Below are 25,838 nucleotides of genomic sequence, written 5' to 3'. Positions count from 1 at the left end.
AGAGGCGGGCGACCATGGACTTTCGACCGACAGGCGATGTGCGCGAACTGACGGACCTCGTGCGCGACCTCTGTGCCGCGCGCGGCGGGGAGGACACTCTCGCCGAGCTCGACGCGAGGTTCGGCCCCGGGGCCGAATCCGCGGGCGCGCAGCGCGCGAACTCGCGGCTGAACGAGCAATTGTGGTCCGGGCTTGTTGACGCCGGGGTGCCGCTCGCGCTGGGGCCCGAGGCGGCCGGCGGCGACGGGCTCGGCGTGACTGCCGCCGCGTACGTATTTTTTGAGCTCGGGCGGGCGCTCGCCCCGGTTCCGTTGGACTCGGCCGTCGCCGCCGCGCACGCGCTGGCCGCGGCGGGAAACCCCGCACTCGCCCGGTCCGTTGCAACGGGGGAGCTCATCGCCGCCGTGCCGGACATTCTAACGGGCGTCGAGGTCGAGCACGGCGAGGGGGAGTCGGGCTCCGACGTCATACTCCATTCGGTGTCGTGGGCGCCGGCGGCGGACCTCCTGTGCGATTCGGTACCAGGTGGCCTGCGCGTGTATCGCCTTCCCGCCGGCGGGGTGCAGGTTGAGCGGCTCGTGCCAGTTGATTTCTCGTGCGCCGGGCGCGTGACAATCTCGGCGGAGGCGGCAGCAGCTGCGGAGAGGCTGGACGTGTCCGGGGAGGCGGCGGAACTCGAGTCGCTACGGCGGCGCGTGCACCTGGCCGCGTACCAATGGGGAGTGCTCGATGCGGCACTGGAGCGGACCGCGCGATATGCCTCCGAGCGGAACCAGTTCGGGCGGCCGATCGGCACGTTCCAGGGAGTGTCCGGGCGGCTCGCGGACGGACTCATCGACGTCGACGCAGTGCGTCTTTCGACCCTGCGCGCGGCGGACGAACTCGACAAATGTGGAGGCGTTCCGGGGCCGGCTGCGCGAGCCGCGGTGGCGGCGGCTCACTTCTGGGCGAGCGAAGCTGCCCACCGCGTCGCGCACAGCGCGGTACACGTCCACGGCGGGACTGGGCTCGACCGGTCCGAGCCGCTGCACCGCTACTTCCTAGCGGCGAAGGCCGGGGAATTCCGGCTTGGCGGCGCGACCGCGCAGCTCGCCGACCTCGGTCGGACGCTCGCCCTGCACGGCGATCCGTGGGCGTGAAACCGGTTCGGCAGTGGTAGCAACCCCACGCGCGCGGGTTTCCGTGCAAGACTTTGTGCAACGCGAAACGGAGTATCTTTAGAGGCCCGGAGCGCGTCGTCCGCGCGAAATTACGAGGACACCGAATGGGGTTGGATCATGACAGTGCTGGAACAGGCGTCTGCCGTCGACAAGCGATCTGCCCCGCTGTATTCGCAGGCCGAGGCGTCCAGGTTCTTGGGGCTTTCTGCGTCGACGTATCGAAATTGGGCGCGTGGCTACGCATACGAGCGTGGCGGAAAAACGATCACTGCGGCGCCTGTCGTCACGACCGTAGCCAGGGAAACGGCACACGGCCCCAATATTCCGTTCGTCGGTCTGGCGGAGGGCTATGCGCTATACGCGATTCGAGCGACCGGAGTCCCGTTGCAGAAGATTCGCCCAGCTTTGGCGATTTTGGATCGCGAGGTAGGCATGCGCCATGCACTCGCATCTCGGCGGCTATTTACAGATGGCGCCGAAGTGCTCTTCGACTACGGCGAGAAATCGGGTGGGGACGAAAGGGATGCCCTGCGAGGACTCACGGTGGTTCGAGACAACCAGCGAGTGATGGCGGACGTCGTGGGCAGCTACCTCAATCGAATCGAATTCGGTGGCGACGGTCTCGCCGACCAGATTCCATTGCTCGGTTTCCGATCTGCTGAGGTGGTTGCGGATGTTCGGAGATCGTTCGGTCAGCCGACTTTCGAACGAGGGGGAGCGCGGCTGGAAGACGTGCTCTCGCTTTTTGTCGCCGAGCGCGACGTGGACGTGGTCGCCGCGGAATTCGGCATCCCGAGGAGCCAGCTTGAGGACGTTCTGGCCGTCTACGTGCAGGCCGCCTAAGAGCGACACCAATGGCGCCCTTCTTCCTCGACCGGAGCTTAGGGCGGGTCCAGTTGCCGCAGCTTCTGCGTGACGATGGCTGGGAACTCCATACGCTGGCTGAAGTCTTCGGTGTGCCGAAAGAGGAAACAGTCAGTGATGTCGAGTGGCTCACGCTCGCTGGAGCGAACGGGTGACCAGTCCTCATGAAGGACCAGAGGATTCGTTATCGAAGTGCTGAGGTCGGTGCCCTTATCGACAGCTCGGTCCGTGCATTCGTATTGACCTCAAGGAATCTCACCGCGCGTGAGATGGCTCGAGCTTTCATCACGCATAGGTCGCGGATCCACGCGGAAGCGCTCAAGCCGGGGTCTGCACTGTTCGCAGTAACCACGTCGTCGATTCGCGAAATCGACCTGTCGGCATATGAAAGTCGAGGCTACCTCTAGTCGCCCAGCGTCGCCCGCATCCGCCCGACGGCCTCGCGGTACTCGCGCACGATCTGCGCCATCGTGTCGGCCACGGGCACGACCCCGTCCAGCGAACCGATGATCTGCCCTGCAGGCATCGCGACCACCGCGGGGTCCTGAGCGGCCGCGATCCGCTGGTGCGCCTCCGACACGAGCAGGTTCTGCAGCGGCATCGGCAGCGGCGAGGGGGCGTCGTCGGCCTGCCAGGCGTCCGTCCACTTCGACTTGAGGAGCCGCGCCGGCTTGCCGGAATAGATGCGCGTGCGCACCGTGTCCTGCGAGCTCGCCTCGACCAGCGCCGCCTGCATCGCGCGGCTTCCGCCGTCATCGGAATATTCGGTTGCGGTGAGCCAGCGCGAACCCATCCACGCCCCCTGCGCACCCATGCCGATGACGGCCGCGAGCTGCGTGCCGTCCCCGATCCCGCCCGCGGCGAGGACGGGCACCGAGCCGCCGAGCGCGCGCACGATCTCCGGCACGAGCACCACCGTCGCGACCTCCCCGGTGTGCCCGCCCGCCTCGCCGCCCTGCGCGATGACGACGTCGACCCCGGCATCGACATGCGAGACCGCGTGCCGCACCGCCCCTGCCAGGGCGGCGATCTTGACGCCCGCATCATGGGCCTGCGCGATGACGTCGGGCGGCGGAGAGCCCAGGGCGTTCGCGATGAGCACGGGCCTGTGCCGCAGCGCGACGTCGACGTGCGACTGGGCGACCGAGTGGAGCCAGCCGAGCACGCCGGCATCGTGGGCCGCGTCGTTCCCGAGCGGCGGGACGCCGAGATCGTCGAGGACACGGGACACGAACGCGCGGTGCGCCTCGGGGATGAGCTCACCGAGGTTTTCCGGGGTGCCTTCGGTGGGCACCTTGTTCGGCATCACCACGTCGACCCCGTACGGCTTGCCGTCGGTGTTCTGGTCCATAAAGGTGAGCGCGTCGTCGAGCTCGCCGGCATCGTTGTAGCGGACGGCTCCGAGCACTCCGAGCCCGCCCGCGCGGCTCACCGCCGCGGCGACCGCCTTCGACGGGGTGAAGGCGAAGACCGGGTAGTCGATGCCGAATTTCTCGGTGAGGGGCGTGCGGATGGTCATCGCGAGAACTCCTGGGAATCGTCCGGTTCGCGGGAGGCGGCGAGCTCGGCCGCCCACTGGTAGTTCGGCTTGCCCGCGGGGCTGCGACGGATCTCGCTGGTGACCCAGATGGAGCGCGGGCACTTGTAGCGGGCGATGCGCTCGCGCGCGACCTCGTTGATCTCGGCGAGCGTCGCCGCATCCGCCGAACGCATCGCGACCACCGCGGCGACCTTGTTGCCCATCCGCTCGTCGGGGATGCCGATCACGAGCGCGTCGAACACTTCCGGGTGCGCCTTGAGCGCGGCCTCGACCTCTTCGGGGTGCACCTTCTCGCCGCCGGTGTTGATCGACACCGAGCCGCGCCCGAGCATCGTCACCGTCCCGTCGGCCTCGACGACGGCATCGTCGCCGGGAATCGCGTAGCGCACCCCGCCGAGCGTGACGAACGTCTTCGCGGTCTTGGCCTCGTCGTTCCAGTAACCGAGGGGGATGTGCCCGGTGCGGGCGATCTTGCCGACCTGCCCCGAACCGGGCTCGACGGGATTGCCCTCGGCGTCGATGACCTTGGTCTCTTCGTCGATCATCACCCGCGGACCACCGGTAGTGCCTGCGCCTTTTTCCACCTTCTCCAGGCCCGAGAACCCGGTTTCCGAGGAACCGATGTTGTCCGAGAGCAGCAGATTCGGGAACGCCTCGAGCCATTGGTCCTTGACCGCGGGCGAGAACAGCGCCGCCGAGGAACCCACATAGAGCAGCGAGGATGCGTCGTAGACGTCCGGATCCCAGGCGTCGATGAGTGGGCGCGCCATCGCATCGCCGGTGATGAACATGAGGTTGATCTTGTGCCGGGTGACGTTCGCCCACACCGTGTGCGGGTCGAATTCCGGCTCGATGATCGACATCCGCCCGCCGAACAGCGCCTGCAGGATCGCCCACTGGGCGCCGCCGTGGATGAGCGGCGGCAGCGCGTGCGAGTTGATCGGCCCCGAGTCTGCGCCCTTCTTTGCGAGCTCCCACTCGTCGGCGACGACCTCGCGGGTGAGGAAATCGATGCCCCCGCCGAGAACCATGAACACGTCTTCGTGGCGCCACATCACGCCCTTGGGTGCGCCCGTCGTCCCGCCCGTGTACAGCATGTACACGTCGTCGCCGGAGCGCTCGCCGAAATCGCGTTCCGCCGATTGGGTGTCGAGGACCTGCTCATAGTCGGCAGTCCTGACGCCGCCGGCCTCCGACGTCATAACCGGGGCATCGGTCCCGTCCGCGACGAAGATCACCTCCGCCACGCCCGGGGTCTCGGGCAATGTCTCGGCTATGACGTCGGAGTAGCGGCGCTCGGCGATGACCACCTTCGCCTCCGAGTCGCTCAACAAATGCCGTAGTTCGGAAGAGACGTAGCGGTAGTTGATGTTCACCATCACCGCTCGCGTCTTGTAGATGGCGAGCATGGACTCGATCGCCTCGATGGTATTACGGCTGTAGAGGGCAACCTTGTCGCCGGGGCGGACCCCGGCGGAGTGGAGGTGGTGCGCCAGCTGGTTCGCGCGCCGGTCCAACTCGGCGTACGTGCGCTGCCGCTCGCCCTGGACGAGCGCGACCCGCTCGGATACCAGGTCGACGCTGTGCTCGAAGAGGTCCGCGATGTGGAAGGCCATACCCGAAACCTAGAACGTGTTATCGTTCCCCGCAGCGGATTGAGTGATGCTCATCACTTTCACATGGCCTTGCAGGAGGTACACGGTGCCGGAAAAGACGCCCGACGAGCAGCAACTCGTCACCGAGAAGCGCGGCCACGTCCTCGTGGTCACGATGAATCGTCCCGAATCCCGGAACGCGTTGTCCGGCGCGATGCTGCGCGGGATGGAGGCGGCGTGGGACGAAGTGGATGCCGATCCCGACATCCGCGCGTGCATCCTCACCGGCGCGGGCGGATATTTCTGCGCGGGCGCCGACCTCAAATCGATGAACGAGAAGGCGCCGGGCGATAAATTCGCCGAAGGGGGCTGGGACCTCACTCGGTTGCCGGCGCTGCTCAAGGGGAGGCGGCTGAGTAAGCCGCTCATCGCCGCGGTCGAGGGGCCCGCGATCGCCGGGGGCACCGAGATTCTCCAGGGCACAGACATTCGCATCGCCGGACGCTCCGCGCGCTTCGGGGTGGCCGAGGCCAAGTGGGGGTTGTACCCGCTCGCGGGCTCGGCGGTGCGCCTGCCCCGGCAGATTCCCTATACGGTCGCGATGGACCTGCTGCTCACCGCGCGCTCGATTTCGGCGGACGAGGCTCTCGAGTACGGGCTCATCGGTCGCGTCGTCGACGACGGCACCGCACTCGACGCGGCGCTCGAGGTCGCCGAGCGTATCGCCGCGAACGGTCCGCTCGCCGTGCAGGCGATCATGCGGACCGTGCGCGCCACGGAAGGGATGCACGAGGAGGAGGCATTCCGGTTCGACGCCGAGCAAGGCGCGGCGGTCTTCGCTTCCGACGACGCGAAGATCGGGCCGCGGGCGTTCGCCCGTAAGGAGACTCCCGAGTTCACGGGGGAGTAGGAGAGTCCGGGCCGATCGGCAGGCTCAGTGCTCGTCGCGCAGAACGCGTTTGAGTAGCTTCCCGCTCTGATTGCGCGGCAGCTGCGGCACAAAGATCACCTGCTTCGGCACCTTGAACGAGGCTATGCTCTGCGCGGCGAATTCGACGATCTCGTCCTCGGTCGGCTCGGCAGCACCATCCTTGACGACGACGAACGCTGTGACCTGCTCGATCCACCGCTCGTGCGGCATTCCGACGACGGCGACCTCGGCGACGGACTCGTGTCCATAGATCGCCTCCTCTACCTCCCTAGAGGCGACGAGCACCCCGCCGGTGTTGATGACGTCCTTGATGCGATCGACGACGGTCACGTAACCCTGTTCGTCGCGGACGACCAGATCACCGGAATGGAACCATCCGCCCTCGAACGCCTCCTCGGTCGCCTCCGGTTTGTTCCAGTACCCCAGGCATAGCTGCGGGGAACGGTAGACGATCTCGCCCTGCTCTCCGGGCGCGACGTCGTTGCCTTCGGCGTCGATGACCCGCGCCTCCACGAACATCACGGGGCGGCCGGCGCTGGCCGGGCGCTCGTCGTGTTCCTCCGGGCGAAGCACCGTTGCCACCGGCCCGATTTCGGTCTGGCCGAATGCGTTGTAGAAGCCGAGCTCCGGATATTTCGCGCGCAGGCGCTGCAAGACCGGCGTCGGCATGATCGACGCTCCGTACTGCGCCTTCTTCAGCGAGGAGATGTCGCGCAAGTCGAGGTCGGGGTGGTGCGACAGTGGCACCCACACAGTCGGGGCGAGGAACATCGAACCGATCGAATCGCGCTCGATCGCCTCGAGGAGTACCGGAATGTCCGGGCGCTCGTGCAGGAAGACCTCCGCGCCGATCGCGAGGTAAGGCACGAGGAACGCGTGCATCGCGGCAGTGTGATAAAGCGGCATGCACACCAGTGGCCTGTCGTCCGCGGCGTAATCGAGCGCCTGCAGGCAGGCGAGGTAGTGGTAGATCTGCCCGCTGTGGCTGATCATCGTGCCCTTGGGCTTGCTCGTCGTCCCCGAGGTGTACATCAGCTGGACGAGGTCGTCCCCGCCCGCCGGCGGGGCCAGCTCCGGGATCTCTCCGGCGGAGGCCTGCGCGAGGAGGGAGTCGGGTCCCTCGCGGAAGTCGAGGACGTGCTGAATAGAGGTGTCGGAGGCGACGGCGTCGAAGTGGGGGCGGAGCGCGGCGTCAACCAGAAGGGCAGTGGCTCCGGAGTCGGCGAGGATGTAGGACAGCTCCTCGCCTTGCAGCGCGAAGTTGACCGGGACGTGGACGAGACCGGCGCGCGAGGCGGCGAAGAACGCGATCGCATAGGCGTCGGAGTTCGTGCCGTAGGCGGCGATCCGGTCGCCGGGTTCGAGGCCGAGTGAGAGCAGCCGCCCGGCGGCGCGGGAGATCGCGGCGTCTAGTTCGGCGTAGGTATGCGAGCGGCCCGAAAAGTGCAGGGCGACGGCGTTCGGGGTGCGCGCGGCGGCCCTGCGGATGAGGGCGTCGACACTGTTGGCGCGAGCGAGATTCGACATAGGAGTGATCCTAATCACAATAACGCCGAGGTCGCTACGGACGGTTAGTTATTACTAACCGCAATTCAGGATTGGCGTGGGGAAACCAGCCCTCGGCCGGTGACGAGCGGGAGGTCCTTCGCGCTCACGATTCCCGGCGGCGCCGCATGTACGGCCTCGACGCAGTTCGCCAGCCGTGCGGCCGTGGTGAGCATGCCCGAGGCGCCGTGGTCGCCGTCGGACGACATGTGTGTGAGCTCGAGCCGAAGATTTGGCTCGCCGGAGATCTCCACGCGGAACGAGGCGGGACCGCCGTCGAGCGGCGCCGCCCACTCGGGAGCGAGGTCTGCGTCGAGGTCGGTTCGCGCGCGGAGCACGTGCTCGAGCGCGATGCGCGGCTCCCCGTCCACGGTGCCGATGACCTCAAAACGCAGCGCCGCCTGCGTGCCCGCAGCGATGTGGGTGCACACCGTGTCGATATCGCTGGGCGCCGGCAGTCGCTCCACGTGCTCGGTCAACTGCTCATCAAGTATGACGTCGAGCGCCGCGGCAAGCTGGCGAACTGTTCCGCCCCAACCGCTGGCCAAGACCCCCGGCAGCGCAATCACGGGATCGCGGTCCATCGGCGTGCCGAACCCGAAGAATCCCTCGACCATGGCTGCATTGTCATACGTCGAATAGTCCGAGATCTCGAAGGCCCGGATCTCGTCGATGCGCGAAGCGATCGACGTGAGAGTTAGAGGCAGAATGTCGTTGGCGAAGCCCGGGTCGATGCCTGTGATGTGAAGTGTGGACTGCCCGGCGGACGAGGCCGCCTCGAGCCGTTCGATCCATTCCGGGGATGCCGATCCCCAGGGGTACTGCAGGACCACGGGGCCGGACGCGATGACGTCGACGCCCGCGCGCAAAAGCCATTCGAGGTCGTCGACGGCCTCCTCCATGCGGGTGTCGGCGTCCGCGGCATTGATCACCACATCGGGTCTTCCCCGAAGCAGAGCATCGCGGTCGCTCGTCGCGAGAATTCCGGTGGCGTTGCTGCGTCCGGCGAGCTCGGCCGCGTCCTTTCCCTCTTTGGCCGGATCGGATACGAACACTCCGACGAGTTCGAGTTCGGGGCGATCGAGGATGAGTCCGAGGGACAGAGTGCCCACGGCTCCGGTGGCCCACTGTGCTACGCGAATCGACATTCCCCGATACTAGGTTCGCGCGAGCAGCTGCCGGACCGTTTCCGCCGCTTCGTTCGGCTCCGCGAGACTGATCACGACGGACCGGCCGCTCGTGCGATTGAGGCGGATGCCGGGTCCGCCTCGGACGATCAACCCTGTGGTGCCTGCACGGAGTCGGTACCCCCAGCCGCCGAAGTCCATCGGATTGATGTCGATCACCTCGACGGATTCGATATCGCTCAACGCGATCGACCCCCGGGGAAGTCCGAATCCGAACGCCCACGTCACTGCGGTCTGATCGATACGAACCCGGAGGTATGCGATGAGCGGGATCGCGATGATGCCGGCGACGAGCGTGATCGCTACCGCCCACCAATCGACGAACGCCACGAGAATTGTCGAGCCGAGAATGAGTGCGGCAACCGAACCGAGCAGTGCCGGGTTTCCACTCTGACCACCGAAGTATGCGGCTTTCTCGCCCGAACGTAGGGACTCGCGCGGGGCGCGCCGAGGATCCGAGTGGCTGGGCTTCTCGGGCTCCGTTGCGTGGGTGGGGAAAGTCAGCGCCGTCACGCCGGCGCAGACGATGGCGCCGGCGAGTCCGAAGAGGAAGGCGTTGCCGCCGAGATGTGCCTCAGCTCCATCGAGCTGGAAATAGAGGGTGGCGAGCAGCAACGGTGACACCAGTCCGACCGCGCCTGCCAAGAGGGCGCCGGTAACCTGCCCTGACCGTCCTCGCATCAGCCCGAAGTACGAGAGACCGAGGTTGAGAGCGTTGAAACCGAACATAAAGATGGCATCGAAGGCGTAGTTGGCGTTCTTTCCCATCCAGTCATCCGGCTCGCCTCCGGTACCGAAGTGAATTGCCACCGAGTCCGGCAGCTGGTTGTACCACGACTGCGCGATGGCGAAGCATGAGAGTGAGAGGAGGAACGGGACGAGGCATACCGACAGCGCGACGTGAATGCGGAGCGGGCCCCTTAGGCGCGGTGGGTACTTGCTCATAGCGGACATCGACTCAGCCTTCCTGTGATGTCTGGCGTTCTGCGGCTCGGGGCACGCCTTGATCTAGCTGTGATGTCCAGGGAGGTTGGTCAGTCGGGTGACTGGGGGTTGGCCTCCTATAGCGGAGTGTGCTCGGTGATGATTGTAGAAGTGCATCCACTCGGGCAGGGCTGCGTTGCGTTGTGCGGTTGACGCGTAGAACTGGGCGTAGGCCCAGCCGTCGGACAAGGTGCGGTGGAAACGTTCGATCTTGCCGTTGGTCTGTGGCCGGTAGGGACGTGTTCGCTTGTGCTTGATACCTAGGTCAGCACATGCATCTCGCCAGGTATGGGCGCGGTAACACGAGCCGTTGTCGGAGAGAACTCGTTCGACCACAACGCCTCGTTCGGCGAACCATGCACTCGCTCGGCGCAGGACCCCGATCGCGGTCTCGGCCTTCTCATCAGAGCAGATCTCGGCGTAGGCGACCCGGGAGTGGTCATCGATGACCGTGTGGACGTAGGCGGTGCCGATTCGGGGGCGGTAATCCTTCCCACGCTCGCCCGTTCGATGCGCTGTTGCTAGCGAATTCTGCTGGCCCTGCTTGCGACCGACGAACTTGTGTCCGCCGCCGTCGGGGATGTTGCCGAACTTGGTGACGTCGACGTGGATCATCGAGCCCGGATAGGGGTGCTCGTAACGGCGCAGCGGCTCCCCAGTGACCCGGTCGATGTAGGTGAGTCGGTTGATCCGGCATCGCGCCAGCACCGCATGTACGGTCGAGGCAGGCACGCCGAGCCGGCCAGCGATCTGGACCGGTCCGAGCCGCTTGCGCCAGCGCAACGCCACGATCCGACGCACGACCGACTGCGGTGTCTTGCCCGGGCTACGGCGAGGACGCGAGCTGCGATCGGCCATTCCCGAGGCGCCTTCGGCCCGGTATCTATCAGCCCACTTCTTCGCTGTGCGCGGCGCGACCATAAACATTTTCGCCACCGCTGAATACGTCCAATGGTCCTCGACGACCAACTTCGCCAGCCGCAATCGTGTGCGTGGCGTCAAGACAGCGTTAGCGTGGGACATGAAGACCTCCGGGACCTGAAGCGGTGAACTAGACAGCTCCACTCCACTACCGGAGGTCTTCCCTTGTCACCCCGACTCACCACCGAGCAGCGGTACAACCTCCCCGGACATCACAACTAGCGCATGGTCGACGGCGGCGCGGATAGCTGCGGGTGGCAGGCCGGCGGCGAGCGCTTCACCGACAGCCGCGTGAATGCTGCGTGCTTGGGTAGAGAAGTCCTCGTGCTGCGCGGAAACGATGGTTCCGCGTCCGCGGCGAAGCTCGACGAGCCCGGCATCCCGAAGGTCTTGATACGCGTGCAGCACCGTGTGCACGTTGATATCCAGTGACGCGGCGAGTTCCTTCGCGGGCGGCATCTTGGTTCGCGCCGGAAGTGTCCCGTCGACAATCGCCGTGGTGATCTGTCTGACCAGTTGCTCATAAATCGGCACGGAGGAGGCTTCGTCTATCGAGTACCTCATGTGCGCCTCCCCAAGAAGTAATTACATTAATAGTTATAGCTTAACTAGAACAATTGGTGCAAGGGTTGGTCCCGTGAGTATTGAGTGTCGAGATGCAGTCCAGACTGACAATCTGTCAAGTTGTCAAGATTCGATATCGATCAAACAAAAGCTGAATACACGTTTTACCAGCGGGAAGACGTGTCTTTGTGTTCAAGGTGCAAGTTAACCCGTCAAGTTAAGTTGTCAAGATCGTCCATCCGTGCTGGTCTGGACTTGACGATTCGAGAGTTTTTGCAAGTAAGTCCTGTCGAACATCTTGACGAGTTTCGAGAGAGCGCCATCAGCTAGGGCGTGTCTCCCATGGCTGAGCGGTGACCCGCGAGACCGTGGCCGTATGGAAAGGCTAAGGTCGTCGAGGGGATCATCTACCGCTACCGCGCCGGTATTCCCTGGCGGGACCTGCCCCGGGAGGATTTCGGTGCGTGGCAGACCGTGTGGAAGCGTCACGCCCGCTACGCCCGGGACGGCACCTGGGATCGCATCCTGCACGTGATCCTGGCCGATGCTGACGCAGCTGGAAAGATCGACTGGAACGTCTCGGTCGACGCCACCATCTGCCGCGCTCACCAGCACGGCAGAAATGCAAAGCGCCCTGAGCAGGACACAGGGGGCAGGGTCGAATCGCAAGAACCGGCCCTTCCGGGACTGTGAACCCGCAGGTCATGACATCGGTCGCTCGCGAGGAGAGCTGACCACCAAGATCCACAGTGCCGTCGACGGGCGCGGCCGGCCTCTGGCGAACGTGATCACCGGTGGACAACGAAACGACGGCGCGATGCCGGCCGAAGTCCTGGCCGACATCCACGTCCCACGCCGCGGCAAGGGCCGACCCCGCACCCGCCCCGACGCGGTGATCGCAGACAGCCATCAGTTCATGGGAGCACCACGGAGGGATCCGGACGAGTCGCGTGATCCGCCGCTGGCTTTTCTCATGACCCCTCCCCATCGGTGACCGACGCGGCCGATCCACCCACCGCCGCCAACGAGGGGGAGACCGATCCGACCGGGGCGCCCGGCCAGCCCTGTCCGCCACCGGGCACCACGACCTCGCAGGGCACGGGCTGCCCGCGTCTCGCCGGATCCAGCCCTTGCTTGATGAGTTCCTTGCCCCGCAGCGAGTAGGTGGCGGACAGGTGGTCGGACCGGTCCTCGGTGCATCCGTCCTGCAACAGGATGTTCCGGACCGTGGCACCCGGGCCCGCAACGAGGAACTGGCCGGGGTACGGCGTCACCACCTCGTCATACCGCGAGGTGATGATCGTGTAATCCAATCCTGGCCGGGTATCACCGGCGTCGATCATCTCCTCGATCACCGGGGAGCCGATGGCCTGTTGAACCCCGGCGGGACCGATGACCAGGCCGACCGTGGCCATCAGACCTGGGTCCGACACGTTGGCCGACCCTAGAACCGAGCCGATGCCCAACGACCCGGCATCGTCGAGCGTCCATCCGAGAGTGCCGATCCCTAGCAACGAGGTGCCATGTGTGTTGGGGTTGACTCCCACCATGCGCTCGACCGTCTGGTCGCCGCCGTGGCGCTGGATGTACAGCTGGAGCTGGGTGCCGCCCTGCGAGTGCCCGACCATGTCGACCTTCGACGCCCCCGTCTCGTCGAGGACCCGTTCGACGAAGGCCGCCACCTCGGTCGAGGACTCGACCAACCCGCGGGATGCGTATAGCCCCGGCACGAGTCCGACGAGGGACTGGTTCTCATCGCCGTAGTTGAGGGCGTAGACGCAGTAGCCCTCCTCGACAAGCTCGGGCGCCAGCGCCGACCACATGGTGTAGGCGTTGCTCCACGTCCCGTGGACAAGCACGACCGGGTTGGGGTGCTCGGGGCTCGGGGTGCAGTCCCAGTCGTTGACCCCGTCCGGAAGCATCGCCGGATTGAGCAGTGAGCGACGGAAGGCGGTGCCGAAGTCGTCTTCGCGCGGGCCGGCCGGCACCGAGTCCCAGTCGGGAGCTCGTAACGAGCCCGCCACGTCGAGCGATCCCGCCGACCCGGGATCACCCTGTTGGGCGGCAGCGACCGCAGGCTGCGCCATTCCGAACGCCAGGAGCGCCGCCATCAGAGCGCTCCCGCAGCGGCGGGCGAGGAGCCCCATCGCTACCCCGAGACCGGGCTCGCGGTCGATGATTTGTGTTGTGGGTTGGATCTCTGACACGACGCCCTCCGATTCGTACACGCATCCCTGCACTTCCCGGACCTGAACACTGTTGACGTGAAGAGCGAAATGCGAATCACTGTGATGTTTCTCACAGTACAGACAATGGGCTGTGACGGGCGGCCTTTCGGACCGATTACTGCCTCAGGTTCTCCGCCATCTTTCGGTTCGAGTCCCGGAGGACGGCGGCAAGCCGAAGAAGATCGATCCCGCGGCCGAGGAGCAGTGCGTCCTGACCAGCTGGCAGCTACAACCTCTCCCGGACCGCCTTGGTCAGTCGCGAGTACGCGCCCGACCCCGGATCGCGGACCCAGGTCCGGGGTCCGGGGTCCGGCCTTGGGTAGGCCCCGGGCGGCGAGCTCGGTGGCGTCCGGCCGGTACCAGTTGGTCAGCGGGATCTCGTCGACGACGTGGACGATGTCGGGTCGGGACGCGAGCGGGACCGAGGTCAGCGCCCCGCTCACGTCCCTGGTGCCGATGGCCTTTTGCGCCCCACTTGCTCACCGCGGCGACGGCGATCGGGCCGTCGGAGGTTGTTGGGGATAGGTGCGTCTGGGAAGGTTAGGGATCGAGGCTGGAGACTCAAGCTAACCCAGGCTCTGAGGTAAGGGCCTAAAACTTTACGGCCGGGGAAGGAAGCTCACGGTCTTATGGTGGCGGTCAAGACTCCAATTTCGCGACCGCCCAACGGTTATGCGGACCGTTGGTGCGGTGGCCTTCAAGTTTCGTTAAAGGGGTTTGTCTAATTGTGCACCCTGAACCGGTCCAGGTTTGATGCCGCTGCTGTTTGAGTCCGGAAGGATGGACAGCATGCCGAAGAGTATCGATCCCCAGCTGCGCGCGAGGTGTGTGCGGCTCGTCAGGGAGCACCAGCAGGAGTACCCCACTGTGACCGCTGCAGTCACTGCGGTGGCCCGGCAGGAAGGGGTCTCGCGCGAGTCGGTGAGACGCTGGCTGGCGCAGGCCGAGGTCGACGATGGGGCCCGGCCCGGTATCACCAGCGAGGAGTCTGCCGAGGTCAAACGCCTCAAGTCAGAGAACCGACGGTTGCGCGAGGATAACGAGATCTTGCGACGGGCCTCGATTTTCTTCGCGGGGGAGCCAGGCCCCCGAGGCCGCTGATCTGCGCGTTCATCGACGAGATGAGAGCCGAAGGTTTCGCAGTCGAGTCGATCCTCCGTGTCTTGCGCCAGCAAGGCCTGAGGATTGCTGCACGCACCTACCGATCCTGGAAGCGGCCAGGCCACATTGCTGCCCGAACCGTCACAGACGCCCAGGTCGAGGACAAGATCCGCACCTTCGCCTGGAGGATCAACCCCGTCACCGGGCGGGTCCAGATGACACCGGAGGGCTTGTACGGGCGGCGGAAGTGGGTCGCCCTGCTCCGCCGCCAGGAAGGTCTGGCCGGCACGTCACGGGGCGCGGTGGACCGGGCGATGCGCACCCTCGGACTCGAGGGCGTGCGACGCGTCAAGAAGCTCCGCACGACGATCCCCGACCCGAATGGGAAACGGGCAGCTGACCTGCTCAATCGCGACTTCACTGCCCCTGCGCCGAACCGTGTGTGGGTCACCGACTTCACTTACGTGCGCACCTGGGCAGGATTCGTCTATGTCGCGTTCGTCGTGGACGTGTTTGCCCAGCGGATCGTGGGCTGGCACGCCAGCACGTGCAAGAAGGTCGACCTGGTCATGACTCCGCTGAGGATCGCGCTCTGGCAACGAGATCGAGAGGGAAACCCTGTGTCACCTGGCGATTTGATCCATCACAGCGACGCAGGATCCCAGTACACCGCGATTCGACTGACCGAGCACCTCGCCCTCGAAGGCATCTCCCCGTCAATCGGCACCGTCGGCGACGCCTACGATAACGCGCTCATGGAGACGATCAACGGTCTCTATAAGACCGAGTGTATCCGCACCACCATATTCCACTCAGGGCCGTTCCGGACTCTCGCAGACGTCGAGTTCGCGACCGCCGGCTGGGTCGACTGGTACAACAACCGCCGCCTCCACGGCTCGCTGGGGATGCTTACCCCGGTAGAGTCCGAGGCGCTCCACTACGAGGCCCTCACCCGAGAGCCCGCACCCACAAAGTAGCGGCTGAAAACCCGGGCCGATTCAGCCTGGCGCGCACATGGACATTGAGCTAGGCCGAGGAGGAAGGCGGCTCGGCGGTCGATGTGGGGTCGGAAAACACGCTCCGGGCCGATTCACCGCGGCTGGCAGGTGTGTTTCCTGCCGCGCGCGGTGAAACGGCCCGGGGAGAGACTGTCGAGAGGAAAAGGGGCTCGCGCGGTGCGAGAGCTGCCTAGAACTCCTCGTACGTCGCGGGATCTTGGCCCTTGTTGCGGCCGTCGGGCTTACCGAGCGCGGTAATCGCGTCGACCTCGTCGTTCTTCAACGCGATGGTGGCCGCGTTGAGGTTGGAGATCTGGTGCTCGTCGGAACCTGCCTTGGGAAGCGCGACGACGCGGCGGGCAACATGCCAGGCGAGCACGATGCCGGCGGCGTCAACCCCGTACTTGGCGGCGAGCTCGGCCACTACGGGCTCGGTGAGCACCTCGTTGCCACGGCCGATCGGGCTCCATGCCTGCGTGATGATCCCGCGGCTGCGGTGAAAGTCGACGGCCTCGACCTGCGGGAAGTAGGGGTGAAGCTCGATCTGGTTGACCGCGGGTAGAACGCCGGTCTCGCTCTCGAGGCGGTCGATGTGCTCGGGAAGGAAGTTGCTCACACCGATCGCGCGGATGATGCCGCGCTCCTTCGCGGCGATGAGCGCCTTCCATGCCTCGACGTATTTGTCGACCTTCGGGTTCGGCCAGTGGATGAGGTACAGGTCGATGTGGCCGAGACCGGTGCGGAAGACGCTCTCCTCGATCGTGGCGAGCGCTTCTTCGTAATCGTGGTGGCGGCCGGGCAACTTCGAGGTCACGGTGATCCCCGAGCGTTCGCGGCCCGCCGCGCGGATCCCCTGCCCGATGGTTCCCTCGTTCTCGTAATTAAAGGCCGAATCGAGCAGCGAATACCCGTTGCCGATGGCGCGCGCGATGGCATCGGCACCGGCGTTGCCCTTGAGCTTGTAGGTGCCGAAGCCGATCGTGGGCAGGGTGAGCCCGTCGTGCGACGTCACTTTCGGAATCTGTATCGCGTTCATGTGGGCGTCTCCTCTGTAGGTAATTTTCCGGCGCTAACTGTCGTGGCCTCCAAGTGTAGGAACGAACAGTCGACAGGGTTTGTGCCAAGAATCCGCTGAGTATCTCGGGAGGCGGAGGCGCTGGCGCACGCAGCGGAAATGACAGAGCGCTCCAGTACTGTGATTTCCATGGCCAACGACCATTCCGCCGACCAATCCGCAAAGCACGAACATGATGAAATCCGCGTCCGCGGGGCGCGCGTCAACAACCTCAAGGGCATCGATGTAGACATCCCCAAGAAGGCGCTTTCGGTGTTCACCGGACTTTCCGGCTCGGGCAAGTCCTCGCTGGTGTTCGGGACGATCGCTGCGGAATCGCGTCGGTTGATCGACGAGACCTATTCCACCTTTATCCAGGGATTCATGCCCTCCCTTCCGCGCCCGGAAGTGGACCATCTGGAGAATCTGACGGCGGCGATCGTCGTCGACCAAGAGCGCATGGGCGCCAACGTGCGGTCGACGGTCGGCACCGCGACCGATGCGAATTCGTACCTTCGGCTGTTGTTCTCGCGGCTCAGCGAACCACACGTGGGTGCGAGTTACGTGTTTTCGTTCAACACCCCCGAGGGCATGTGCCCGGCGTGCGAGGGCGTTGGCTCTGTGAGTGTGCTCGACCGCTCGGTGTACCTGGACACGGAGAAATCCCTTGCCGAGGGCGCCATTTCGGCGCCCGGCTTCAACGTCGGGGACTGGCACTGGACGGCCTACGAGGCGACTCCGAAGCTCGACGTGAACAAGAAGTTGAAAGACTACGACGAGGCCGAGTGGGAGTGGTTCCTCCACGGCGGGCCGGTCAAAGAGAAGCGCGGAAGCTCGAACCAAACCTATCTCGGCGTGGAGAAGAAACTGCGGCAGCTTTACCTCGACCGGGACACCCCACCCAAGCAAAAACACATCCTCGAGTTCGTTGACAGGGTGTCCACACGGGAGGCCTGTGTGGAATGTGGCGGCACCAGGCTCGCCGAGGCGCCCAGAACTGCGACGGTGCGGGGAAAGACGATCGGCGAACTGACCGATATGCAGATCGATGAGTTGCTCGATTGGGTCGGCGAGATCGACGACCCGTCTGTGGCCCCCACGGCACGTGCCCTCAAGGACATGCTGTCGTCCATGGTCAACGTCGGACTCGGGTACCTGAGCCTGTCTCGTGCTGCGGGCACGCTGTCCGGAGGCGAGGCGCAGCGGGTGAAGATGGTCAAGCACCTCGGAAGTGCGCTCACCGACGTCACGTATGTTTTCGACGAGCCGACGATCGGGCTGCACCCGCACGACATAGCCCGGATGATCGACCTGCTCACCGATATTCGCGACAAGGGCAACACCGTCCTCGTCGTCGAGCACAAACCTGAGGTCATTCGCCGCGCGGACCTCGTTATCGACCTCGGCCCCGGCTCGGGCGAGTCCGGTGGAGAGGTCTGTTACCGCGGTGACGTCGCCGGGCTTCACGACGCGGACACCATCACGTCTCGTTCTCTCGACGCGGGTCTCGAGTTGGCCGAGGCTCCGCGCACGCCTTCCGGCGAACTCGTCGTCGACGGGATCACCAAGAACAATGTCCGCTCCGAGTCCCTGCGGATCCCGCTTGGCACGCTCACCGTGATCACCGGAGTCGCCGGCTCCGGGAAGTCCTCGCTCGTCCACGGCGGGCTCGACTCACACGCGGACGCGCTGGTCGTCGACCAGGCGCCGATCCGTGGGTCCCGTCGCTCCACTCCATCGACCTACACGGGACTGATGGACAAGGTGCGCCAGCAGTTCGCGCGCGCCAACGGGGTTAAGCCTGCGCTGTTCAGCTTCAACTCCGAGGGCGCCTGCCCGGGTTGCGGCGGGTTGGGCGTCGTCTATACGGACCTGGCGATGCAGGCCGGGGTATCCACGCGCTGCGAACAGTGCGAAGGTCGCCGCTTCCTTCCCGAGGTTCTCGAGTACACGTTCAAGGGCCGGTCGATCGACGATGTGCTGAACACGTCGTTCGAGGCCGCCGCCGAACTGTTCACCACGGGCGAGGCGGGCAAGATCGTCGGCAGAATGAACGACGTGGGTCTCGGTTACATCAAGCTCGGCCAACCGCTCAATACGCTGTCCGGCGGCGAACGCCAGCGCCTCAAGCTCGCCACCCGCCTCACAGACGCCGAGCCCGTCGTCGTCCTCGATGAGCCGACCACCGGACTGCACCTCGCCGACACCCACCGGCTCGTCGACATGATGCACGGACTCGTCGATGCAGGTCGCACGGTCGTTGCCATCGAACACAACATGGCGGTCATGGCGGCTGCCGACTGGATTATCGACGTCGGCCCGGGCGCCGGCTCGCGCGGAGGGAAGGTCGTCTTCGAGGGCACACCTGCACACCTCGTCACCGCCGACACCATCACCGGGACCCACCTTCGCGAGGCGGTCGGCGGGTAACTACTCGCCGGGCGCTGCGTCCTTATCGTCCTCTCGTTCCTGCAGGGCCTTCTGTTTCCTCTTCGCGAAGGACCACGCCACGACGCCGGCGATGAGGATGAGCCCGACCGGCTGGATGAACGGTTCCACGGCGCCCAACCACGAGGGCAGTGCCGGCAGATCGATGCTCGGCAGGGAAATGCTTGGCAGGGAAATGTCCGGCGTGGGGATGTTGATGCTGGGCAACGAGATTTCGGGAATCAGTGGAGACAGCTGACGGACGAGCCACGAAATGATGCGCCCGCCGACCCATGCTGCGCCGATACCGAGAACAATGGCGATGGCCTTGATCGCGGCCGATCGAAGCGCGAACTTCTGCGGATTCGCCAGCTGTTTGGCATCGCGCCGCGCCGAGTCCGAACCGGCGGCCGGCACAAGGAACTGAGGCTTAGCAGTCATCGCCGTCGTCACCTCGGCAGTCTTTCCCAGCGAACGCAATTTGACCTTGATCCGCAAGGTCTTGCCGTCCTTGTCCCGGTCCTCTTCGACGCTTTCTTCGTCGCCGTCGTCCGCTTCCGCGTCGGAGGTGTCGAACGAGAAGTATTTGGCATCGAATACCGCGTGCCACGGATGGTCGGCGCTGTCCTCGTCGAGACGGCGAGCGGCGCAGTCGTGCTCGCTCAGCTCGCCCTCTTTCGCTTCCTTCTTGTCGAGAGCAGCGAGACGCTTACGGGCTTTCTTCCGCGCGGCGTCATCCTCCGACTTTTGTAGAGCGGGGGAGCCGTCGACCCACATGCGGGCGAGGGTCGTGTCGACGACGCTGTGCCGAATCTCGACGAGAACCTCGTGGCCGGCAACCGAACCGGAATACTCGACGGGCTCGGGGGATACCTGAAATCGGCCGCGTAGGGCGTCGCCCTTGCTCTCGTCGCCGGAAGGGGCATCGTCGGGCGAGTTCTCGGCTGGCGTCATCGTCGTCCACTCATACCCTTTTTCGGCGGCGGTGGCCAAGTTGTTCGTGCCAGAATAGTCCCACACCACGGCGCAGGGCGACCTTCGTCCTGTGGAGGAGGGATCCACGATGGCCGAAGCTAACGAGCAGCCTGCCGGCCGCACCGGCAACGGCGACGACGCAGGCGGCGGGATCGACGTCGACGTCGCCATCATCGGCGCCGGAATCAGCGGAATCGGCACGGCCATCGAACTCGGCCGGCGCGAGACCGGAAAAACCTTTGCGATCCTCGAGGCGCGCGACGCGATCGGCGGTACCTGGGACTTGTTCCGCTACCCCGGGATCCGCTCCGACTCGGATGTGCAGACCTTTTCCTATGGGTTCAAGCCGTGGACCGGGGACACGATGATCGCCCCGGGCGAGGAAATCCGCGACTATGTGCGCGAAGCGGCGCGCGAATACGGTGTCGAGGACTCGATCCGATTTCGCCACAAGGTCGCCGGAGCGCACTGGGATTCGGCAGCCAAGAAATGGACGGTGACCTGCGAGGTCACCCGCGACGACGGTTCCGTGCGTACCGAGGCCGTGCACGCGACGTGGCTGTTCAACGCCAGCGGATACTACCGCTACGACAAGGCGAACAACCCCGAACTTCCCGGTCGCGAGGACTTCGCCGGCGAGATCATCCACCCGCAATATTGGCCCGAGGGGTTCGATTACAGCGGCAAGAAGATCGTCGTGCTCGGCTCGGGCGCTACCGCGGTGACGCTCATCCCCTCGCTCGCCGAGAAAGCCGAATCGGTGACGATGCTGCAACGCACTCCCACTTACATGTTCCCGCTTCCCAGGGTGTCCCCACTGGTCAAACCGCTGCGAAGGCTGTTCGGTGTCGAACGTGCGCACCACATCATGCGCGCCATCCACATCGAATTCCAGGCCACCCAGTACTCGATACTGCGCCGCTTCCCGGCGTTCGGCCGCAAGTTCATCGAGTCCTTCGCCAAACGGTACCTGCCCGCCGGTTACCCGATGGACCCGGACTTCACCCCGCCCTACAACCCATGGGACCAGCGCCTGTGCGTCGTCCCCGACGGCGATTTGTTCACGGCAATCGCCGAGGGTGACGCCGAGATCGTCACCGACACTATCGACCACCTGACGTCGGACGGCATCGTCACCCGGTCGGGGAAGCACCTACCGTGTGACCTTCTGGTGACGGCGACGGGCTTTATTCTCCAGCCACTCGGAGGCATCGCCCTCTCCGTCGACGGGCAGCCGATCGAGGTCGGAAAACACGCGGCCTATAAGGGGATCATGCTCTCGGACGTGCCGAACCTCGCGTTCGCCGTCGGCTACACGAACTCCTCGTGGACGCTGAAGATCGGGCTGCTCGCCACCCACTTCACTCGCCTGCTGCGCTATATGGACGAACGCGGTTACCGCATCGCGACGCCGCGATTCTCCGGGGACTTTTCCGCGACGCGCCCGCTCCTCGATTTCGGAGCGGGCTACGTCAAGCGGAACGAGGACAAGCTGCCGCGCGTCTTCGACTCCGGGACGTGGACCATCGGTAACCGCTACGTCGACGACCGGAAGGTTTTGCTCAAGGGCCGGATCGACGACCCGGACCTCCACTTCTCCTAGTCGAAGAGCTCTACGCGCCCGCCGAGCGGACTAGTCGAGAGTGAAGGATCCGTTCCCCGACAGGTATGCCGACGGGACGAGCGAGCCGATGGTCCCCGCGGAACCGAACTGGACGCTCAGCGGACCGAGCACGCGGGTGGAGAAGTTGATCGAACCGGAACCGAACTCGACACTCTCGCCGGATTCACCCGGTTCGGTTCCGCACGCGTCGACCTCGAAGGTGCCGCGCTCGCCGGATGTGAAGTTCGACCAGGTGACCTCGAGCTCGTCGCCCGGGGACGAGCACGTGGCCTCCGAGTCGGCGACGCTGACGATGCCGACCCCAGACGCGCCTTGCTCCACCTCGAGGGAGAACTCCTGGAGAGCGGGGGCAGCGCTGCCCCCGCTTCCGGATGCGGATCCGGTCCCCACGACCGTCGCCGGGTTCTGGAATACATCGACGGAGCTGGCCGCGGATGCGGCCGGGGCGATGAATGCGGCGCCGGCGACGAGGGAGAGGCTGCTCGCTGCAACGAGAGCTCCACGGCGAATCCTGAACATCAAGGGGACTTCCTTCGCGAATCTACTGGGCTTGGTCGGGCGACCCTTCCATTCTGCGACACCCCGGTACTGTTGAGTAGTCCGGCGCCCTGAAACAATCCACAATGAGCAATGAAATTCGTCTCATGGGCGATAGAAGTTAACGTGCGCCGGTACCGGCGAAACACACATGGGCGAACAGATGGAGGTGCCGTTAGTGGTCTTCGGGCACATCCTGCAGCTTATGGGGCTCGCCGCGGTCGACTCGGTCAACCTCCTCGCGTTTGCGGTTATCGCAGGCCTGTGGCTGAGCCTGCGGGATAAGCCCGGCCTCTTCGCCCCGCGCGCCGCGCAGTTCACCGGCGGCGCCTTCATCGGGATCATGATCCTCGCCGCGCTCGCGGTGTGGGTGATCGGCGCGAACCAGGATTTCCTCCGCGAGCTGTGGGAGAACCCTATCGTCGCCGTCATCGCCGGCATCATCGGTGTCATACTCCTCGCGGTCGCGTTCAAACCGCAGAAGAACAAGCGCGCCGAACACGCGGCGGCGAAGCTCGCCGATTCTCGGCGCGAGGGCTACGAGGTGGCTGCGGAGCAAGCAGTCGACGAGGCGCTCGCCGAGGACAGTCCGATTCCGAAATCGGTGCTGCAGAAGTTCGGACTCTTCGGCACCGGCATCGCGCTGGGCATTATCCAGTCGGGAACCTCGATTCCGTTCGCCACCGGCGTCGTCGTCATCTCTTTCGCGGGCACCTCAGTGCTTCAGCAGATCATCGAGATCGTCGTCTTCGCGCTCGTGGCCATTGCGCCGAGCGCATGCCTCATCACCGTGCTGAGTAAAGTCAACAGCAGCAGGGTGGACGCGGCCACGTCGAAGATCAACAGGTTCCTCGCGCGGGCAAAGACACTGGGCAAATGGCTCACGATCGCCGTCGGCGTGGCCCTGGTCATTCTCTCGATCGTCCGGATGCTCCAGCTCGGGGTTCTCTTCTAGCCATTCAGAACGTAAGGCGCATCATCAGTCGCCGAACGGCCAGCCCTCGACCGGCGGGCCCACGGTGCCGCGCGCGTCGACGTACTCGGGAACCGTCACGAACTCTGCGCCGAATCGGGCATCGTAAATCGCGCGCGGAAGAGACAGCATCATCCCGACGTCGCTGGTCTGCGAGGCGTGGCACTCCATCGCGCGGCGCTTGGCCGCGAGCTCGTCGGCGTCGAGAGTGATCTTCCAGCGCAGATCGGAATCGTCCAGGCCCATCGGCTCGCCATCGCTGCCGATGTTGATCGATTGCGGATCCATCGTCTCGAACACCGCGGCCAAGTCCGGTGCCTCGGCTTTGAGGACCTCGAGGAGTGCGGGATCGGCCATCTGCGCGGCGCTCTCGCTCGCGCTGAACGACGTGAACAGAAGGCGCACATCCGGTCGCAGGCGCGCGGCGGCTACGGCGATCTTGTGTACCTGGACATGGTCGGGATGCCCATACCCGCCGTGGTGGTCGTAGCCCAGGAGATAGTCGGCGGCGACGTCATCCAGCACCTCGACCAGGCGTCCGGCGGCTTCGTCGACATCGGCGCGGGCCAGCACGAGATCGTCGGCATTCGTCTCCGCGCCGAGCATGCCCGAATCGTGGTAGCCGAGCCAGCGCGGCGGCTCGATGCCGAGGACGCGAGCGGACGCCTCGACCTCGCCGCGGCGGAAGGAGACGATGTCCTCGCCCGAGGCCGGCGGCGTGCCATAACGACCGTCGGTGGCGATGATGAGTACGACGCGGTGCCCGGCACGCGCGGCGCGGAACATCATGCCGGCGGTCTGGGAGGATTCGTCGTCTGGATGGGCGTGGAAGAACGCGATCGTGGACACGCAGACGATTATTACGCGCTCCTGGCGCCGCGTGCTACTCGTTGCAGCCGTTGGAGCTGCGCAGCTCGGACATCCGCTGCACCGACGCGTCGAGCCGCTCGACGGGGTAGCGCCCGTCGTTCACCGCCTGCTCGATGATGTCGATCGTCGGCACGAGCTCGGCGGTCGAGATCCAGAGCGGCGAATCGGCGCCGGCGATGAGCGATTGGAGAACCGCCTCCGGAACTGTGTAGTGGTCCGTGATCGCCCGCATCCCAGACAGGTCGTCGGTGAAGATGACCCCGTTGTAAGGCGGACCGCCGTAGCCCTCTCCCGAGCGCAGGAGGTCGTAGGCGCCCGGCGACATCGACGCCGGTTCGCCCGGCGCGGTGATCCCCGGCGCATCGAGGTGGCCCATCATGACGGCGGTGCGCGGCATCCCCACCAGCTGCGCGAAGGGGCGGAGCTCGTAATCGCGTAGCTCTTCGATCGGCGGGACCGACACCGCGGACTGGTGCGAGTCCCCGGTGCTGCGGCCGTGGCCCGGGAAGTGCTTGAACACAGGCGTGATCCCCGCCTCGAGGAGCCCTTCGGCGAAGGCACGCGCGTAATCGATGACGACCTGCGGGTCCGGAGAGAACGAGCGGTCCCCGATCACGTCGTCGTCGGGTTGGGCCGAGACATCGATCGTCGGGGCGAAATCGACGGTGATCCCCAGACGCTTCATCTCCTCGCCGCGCATCCGCGCGAGATTGCGAACCTCCTCGATCGGCATTTGCGCCATCGCGCGCGCCGACGGCAGCGGTCCGCTCACCGCGTCCATCCGCGAGACCCGGCCGCCCTCTTCGTCGATGGTCACCATCAACGGGAAGGGGGCCTGACGGCGGAGCTCCGGAAGCTGCCCGGAGGCGAGGATCGGCTCGGCGACGTCGGACCCGATGAAGATCCCGCCGACGTTGATGTCGTTGACCGCCCACATCGCGTCCTCGGCGCTCGCCACGCCAACGGTGAGCAGCTGCGCGATCTTGGTGCGAACCTCCATCGAATCGAGTTCGGTGTGGATCGGGCACGTATCGGTCTTCGGGGACGAGGTGGACGTCTGTTCGGACGCCGCCGAGACGGTGGGTTGCTGCACCGAGGGATCCGAGGATTCGCCGGGGAGCAGGGCACACGCGGAGGTCGTCGCCATCACCGTGCTCATGGCGGCAGCCAGTAGCCCGGACCGAAATTTCATAGCCGCCATCTTAACGGCCCTCACCCTGGCGGTCAGCTCCGGCCGGACAATAGGGGGCCATGTGTCTACTTCGGCGCTCGGCTAACGGGTCTGTTCGCAGGCGGCCGCGATCTGCCGCGCATCAACGCCCAGCGTCTTACGAACAGCGCGCTCGTGGAAGGGATCGGAAATCCGCGAGGCGACGTGTACGACCGCCGGGGCATGTTCGAGCACCCGCTCGTAGTGCAGCCCCAGCACGGTGGCGCCCTCACCGCGCGCGTCGAGTCGGTAGGTGATGCGGGTTCGCTCGCCGTCCGAGAAGGACTCCTGCGTGAACCCGGCGTACGGCGCGCTCTCGATGACCTGCCACTCCCGCTCGCCGGGGAAACCGGAGGCGCGCCGCTTCTCCAGCCACCGGAAACCGGGGGCGAAATCGCCGCCACCGGCGACCTGCACCGCCTGCACTCCGCTGAGAATCTCAGGCAGGCGGGCCACGTCGATGAGCAACTCCCACACGGTGGCCAGCGGGGCGTCGATTTCCTGGGACACTTCGATGTCGGCCATGACCCCACCCTAACCGCGTTCGCCG

General features: G+C 65.5%; 22 protein-coding genes and 1 pseudogene. 9 read left to right on the top strand and 14 right to left on the bottom strand.

The features are described from left to right. The first annotated feature begins 14 nt into the window (after positions 1-14). From BJL86_RS15310 to BJL86_RS17870, 3 genes are all read left to right on the top strand, one after another. A complete protein-coding gene (locus BJL86_RS15310) occupies positions 15-1,139 on the top strand; it encodes an acyl-CoA dehydrogenase family protein (RefSeq protein ID WP_075845087.1) in 1,125 nt (374 codons plus the stop codon). A gap of 138 nt (positions 1,140-1,277) precedes the next feature. Then, on the top strand, positions 1,278-2,003 hold the full coding sequence (locus BJL86_RS15305; protein WP_067478642.1) for a hypothetical protein: 726 nt from the start codon (positions 1,278-1,280) through the stop codon (positions 2,001-2,003). An 11-nt stretch (positions 2,004-2,014) separates the two neighbouring features. After that, complete coding sequence (locus BJL86_RS17870) at positions 2,015-2,179, top strand: PIN-like domain-containing protein (RefSeq protein WP_197487675.1); 165 nt, start codon at positions 2,015-2,017, stop codon at positions 2,177-2,179. A 248-nt stretch (positions 2,180-2,427) separates the two neighbouring features. Here the strand turns inward: BJL86_RS17870 and BJL86_RS15295 are convergent, their stop codons facing one another. Continuing rightward, on the bottom strand, positions 2,428-3,537 hold the full coding sequence (locus tag BJL86_RS15295; RefSeq protein WP_197487676.1) for an NAD(P)H-dependent flavin oxidoreductase: 1,110 nt from the start codon (positions 3,535-3,537) through the stop codon (positions 2,428-2,430). A 2-nt stretch (positions 3,538-3,539) separates the two neighbouring features. Further along, positions 3,540-5,180, bottom strand: a complete 1,641-nt coding sequence (locus BJL86_RS15290) for an acyl-CoA synthetase (RefSeq protein WP_067478632.1) — start codon at positions 5,178-5,180, stop codon at positions 3,540-3,542. Positions 5,181-5,232: 52 nt separating this feature from the next. Between BJL86_RS15290 and BJL86_RS15285 the strand changes: the two genes are divergently transcribed. Continuing rightward, a complete protein-coding gene (locus BJL86_RS15285; protein ID WP_082908758.1) occupies positions 5,233-6,069 on the top strand; it encodes a crotonase/enoyl-CoA hydratase family protein in 837 nt (278 codons plus the stop codon). 24 nt (positions 6,070-6,093) lie between these two features. Here BJL86_RS15285 and BJL86_RS15280 read toward each other — a convergent pair whose 3' ends face one another. From BJL86_RS15280 to BJL86_RS15260, 5 genes are all read right to left on the bottom strand, one after another. After that, positions 6,094-7,617 carry a fatty acyl-CoA synthetase gene (locus BJL86_RS15280; RefSeq protein ID WP_067478629.1) on the bottom strand — a complete coding sequence of 508 codons (1,524 nt, stop codon included), beginning with the start codon at positions 7,615-7,617 and terminating at the stop codon, positions 6,094-6,096. Between the two features lie 65 nt (positions 7,618-7,682). Then, entirely contained in the window at positions 7,683-8,783 is a 1,101-nt protein-coding gene (locus BJL86_RS15275) for an NAD(P)H-dependent amine dehydrogenase family protein (protein ID WP_067478626.1), read from the bottom strand. Between the two features lie 9 nt (positions 8,784-8,792). Next, complete coding sequence (locus tag BJL86_RS15270; protein ID WP_067478623.1) at positions 8,793-9,767, bottom strand: DUF1648 domain-containing protein; 975 nt, start codon at positions 9,765-9,767, stop codon at positions 8,793-8,795. A 63-nt stretch (positions 9,768-9,830) separates the two neighbouring features. Then, on the bottom strand, positions 9,831-10,829 hold the full coding sequence (locus BJL86_RS15265; RefSeq protein ID WP_083657683.1) for an IS481 family transposase: 999 nt from the start codon (positions 10,827-10,829) through the stop codon (positions 9,831-9,833). Between the two features lie 66 nt (positions 10,830-10,895). Further along, entirely contained in the window at positions 10,896-11,291 is a 396-nt protein-coding gene (locus BJL86_RS15260; RefSeq protein WP_067478731.1) for a GntR family transcriptional regulator, read from the bottom strand. 375 nt (positions 11,292-11,666) lie between these two features. Here BJL86_RS15260 and BJL86_RS17865 point away from each other — a divergent pair. Then, positions 11,667-11,984: pseudogene (locus BJL86_RS17865) on the top strand (transposase); the annotation flags it as partial. A gap of 278 nt (positions 11,985-12,262) precedes the next feature. On the opposite strand, the gene BJL86_RS15250 reads toward BJL86_RS17865, so the two are convergent. After that, positions 12,263-13,498: an esterase/lipase family protein gene (locus BJL86_RS15250; RefSeq protein WP_156515488.1), complete on the bottom strand. Its 1,236-nt coding sequence runs from the start codon at positions 13,496-13,498 to the stop codon at positions 12,263-12,265. An 810-nt stretch (positions 13,499-14,308) separates the two neighbouring features. Between BJL86_RS15250 and BJL86_RS15240 the strand changes: the two genes are divergently transcribed. Next, positions 14,309-15,597, top strand: a protein-coding gene (locus BJL86_RS15240) for an IS3 family transposase (RefSeq protein WP_156515443.1) whose coding sequence is annotated in 2 segments (ribosomal slippage) — positions 14,309-14,582 and positions 14,582-15,597 — 1,290 coding nt in all. Because the reading frame shifts where the segments join, the coding sequence is not laid out codon by codon here. A 211-nt stretch (positions 15,598-15,808) separates the two neighbouring features. On the opposite strand, the gene BJL86_RS15235 is transcribed toward BJL86_RS15240, so the two are convergent. Beyond that, positions 15,809-16,654, bottom strand: a complete 846-nt coding sequence (locus BJL86_RS15235) for an aldo/keto reductase (protein ID WP_067476699.1) — start codon at positions 16,652-16,654, stop codon at positions 15,809-15,811. Positions 16,655-16,822: 168 nt separating this feature from the next. Here BJL86_RS15235 and BJL86_RS15230 point away from each other — a divergent pair, with 168 nt between their 5' ends. Next, positions 16,823-19,102: an ATP-binding cassette domain-containing protein gene (locus tag BJL86_RS15230; RefSeq protein WP_067476696.1), complete on the top strand. Its 2,280-nt coding sequence runs from the start codon at positions 16,823-16,825 to the stop codon at positions 19,100-19,102. Here the strand turns inward: BJL86_RS15230 and BJL86_RS15225 are convergent, their stop codons facing one another. Then, on the bottom strand, positions 19,103-20,053 hold the full coding sequence (locus BJL86_RS15225) for a hypothetical protein (RefSeq protein ID WP_156515399.1): 951 nt from the start codon (positions 20,051-20,053) through the stop codon (positions 19,103-19,105). Between the two features lie 109 nt (positions 20,054-20,162). Here BJL86_RS15225 and BJL86_RS15220 point away from each other — a divergent pair, with 109 nt between their 5' ends. Next, entirely contained in the window at positions 20,163-21,677 is a 1,515-nt protein-coding gene (locus BJL86_RS15220; protein WP_082908638.1) for a flavin-containing monooxygenase, read from the top strand. A gap of 30 nt (positions 21,678-21,707) precedes the next feature. Here the strand turns inward: BJL86_RS15220 and BJL86_RS15215 are convergent, their stop codons facing one another. Continuing rightward, positions 21,708-22,217, bottom strand: a complete 510-nt coding sequence (locus BJL86_RS15215) for a hypothetical protein (protein ID WP_067476690.1) — start codon at positions 22,215-22,217, stop codon at positions 21,708-21,710. A gap of 169 nt (positions 22,218-22,386) precedes the next feature. On the opposite strand from BJL86_RS15215, the gene BJL86_RS15210 reads away from it, so the two are divergent. Then, positions 22,387-23,190, top strand: coding sequence for a GAP family protein (locus BJL86_RS15210; protein ID WP_231887268.1), 804 nt, complete (start codon positions 22,387-22,389; stop codon positions 23,188-23,190). A 24-nt stretch (positions 23,191-23,214) separates the two neighbouring features. Here the strand turns inward: BJL86_RS15210 and BJL86_RS15205 are convergent, their stop codons facing one another. The 3 genes from BJL86_RS15205 to BJL86_RS15195 form a co-directional block, all read right to left on the bottom strand. Further along, on the bottom strand, positions 23,215-24,057 hold the full coding sequence (locus BJL86_RS15205) for a PIG-L family deacetylase (RefSeq protein WP_067476687.1): 843 nt from the start codon (positions 24,055-24,057) through the stop codon (positions 23,215-23,217). A gap of 34 nt (positions 24,058-24,091) precedes the next feature. Next, positions 24,092-25,270, bottom strand: a complete 1,179-nt coding sequence (locus BJL86_RS15200; protein ID WP_067476684.1) for a glycoside hydrolase family 3 N-terminal domain-containing protein — start codon at positions 25,268-25,270, stop codon at positions 24,092-24,094. An 81-nt stretch (positions 25,271-25,351) separates the two neighbouring features. Beyond that, on the bottom strand, positions 25,352-25,813 hold the full coding sequence (locus BJL86_RS15195; RefSeq protein ID WP_067476681.1) for an SRPBCC family protein: 462 nt from the start codon (positions 25,811-25,813) through the stop codon (positions 25,352-25,354). Between the last annotated feature and the right edge of the window lie 25 nt (positions 25,814-25,838).

The organism is Dietzia timorensis, from assembly GCF_001659785.1.
In the GTDB taxonomy this organism is placed as follows: domain Bacteria; phylum Actinomycetota; class Actinomycetes; order Mycobacteriales; family Mycobacteriaceae; genus Dietzia; species Dietzia timorensis.
This window is presented reverse-complemented; position numbering and strand designations above follow the sequence as displayed.